We start from the raw sequence: 1,434 nt of genomic DNA on the forward strand, positions 1-1,434 counted from the left end.
GGCGGGGACGGCGGACACCGCGGCCGGGGTGACGGGGGCCGTGGTCTCGGCGGCCGCACCGCCCGGGACTCCGCCGACGCGGACGACATAGGCGGCCGTACCGCCGTTGTTGAAGAAGCCATAGACGCTGTGCGCCAGGTAGTACCCGTCGGTGAAGTCGCCGAAGGCGGTGACGTACTGGGTCCAATTGGTCACCAGCGTCGGCTCGTTCAGCGGGCCGGTCGGTGCGAGGCCGACGAAGGCGGCCACCGACGTGCCCACGCCCTCGATGGGGCGGGAGCCGCTGGCCACCTCCTCGACGTAGACGCCCGGCGACAGGTAGGACGGCATTGCTCTGCTCTCCTCGGGGTACGAGATCAGGATGTGGTCCACCCTGCAAAGGGGTGCGCGGCCGCCGGAACGGCCTCGCGTACCTGTCCGGGGGCAGCGTGGCTGCCCCTGGAGGCACTCCCCGGGGACGGTCCGTACCGGCACGTCGTCCGCCGATGCCCCGTGCGGGCCGTGCGGGCCGTGCGGGTGGCGGGGGCCGGGGTGGTGTCCGTTCGGGCAGGCAAGGGTGCCCCTGGTGCACTGACCAGGTCGTCCGGCGCCGTCTAGCGTGGCGGCGTGAGCCTTTGGACCTCTTTGGAGCCTTCCTCCGCGACCGTCGATCCGGGCGGCAGCACCACCGTGCGGCTGCGGTTGCGCAACACCGGTGATGTCGTCGACGAGTACCGGTTCGAGCCGGTCGGGGACGTCGCGCCGTGGACCACCGTGGAACCGGCGACGCTCCGGCTCTACCCGGGAACCACGGGCACGGTGGAGCTGACCTTCGCCCCGCCGCGCACTCCCGACGCGGCCGCCGGCCCCCACCCGTACGCCGTGCGCATCACGCCGACCGAACACCCCGAAGCGGTGACCGTGCCCGAGGGCAACCTCACCGTCACGCCCTTCACCGAGGTGCGCGCGGAACTGGTGCCGCCCACGGTCAAGGGACGCCTCCGCGGTCGTCCCAGGCTCGCGATCGACAACATCGGCAACACCAGGGTCACCGCGTCCGTCAGCGGCAGTGACAACGGCGACGAGCTGTCGTACGCCGTCGAGCCGAGCAACGTCCAGATCGAGCCGGGTCGCGCGGCGTTCGTCAAGGCCACGCTCAAGCCGCGCGCCATCATCTGGTTCGGTTCCCAGCAGCAACGGCCCTACACGCTGAGCATCCAGCGCTCCGGTGCGGTTCCGCTGGCCGTCGAGGGCAAGTACGTCCAGCGCGGCTTTCTGCCCGGGTGGCTGGCCACCGTCCTCGGTGTCCTCCTGGCCCTCGCGATCACGTTCGTCATGTTCTGGATCGCGTACAGGCCCGACGTCCGCACCGCCGCCGTCGAGCGGCTCCAGGAGGCGGGGGCGACCCTGCTGCCGACGCCCGCCCCCACTCCCCCGCTGCAGCCGGCCCCGACC

2 pseudogenes are annotated in these 1,434 nt (G+C 72.2%); one reads left to right on the forward strand and one right to left on the reverse strand.

The features are described from left to right. Nucleotides 1–330: pseudogene (locus tag EF918_RS35695) on the reverse strand (phage tail sheath family protein); the annotation flags it as partial. Nucleotides 331–606: 276 nt separating this feature from the next. On the opposite strand from EF918_RS35695, the pseudogene EF918_RS35700 reads away from it, so the two are divergent. Further along, nucleotides 607–1,434, forward strand: a pseudogene (locus tag EF918_RS35700) (DUF4232 domain-containing protein); the annotation flags it as partial.

Source organism: Streptomyces sp. WAC06614 (assembly GCF_003949795.1).
Taxonomy (GTDB): domain Bacteria; phylum Actinomycetota; class Actinomycetes; order Streptomycetales; family Streptomycetaceae; genus Streptomyces.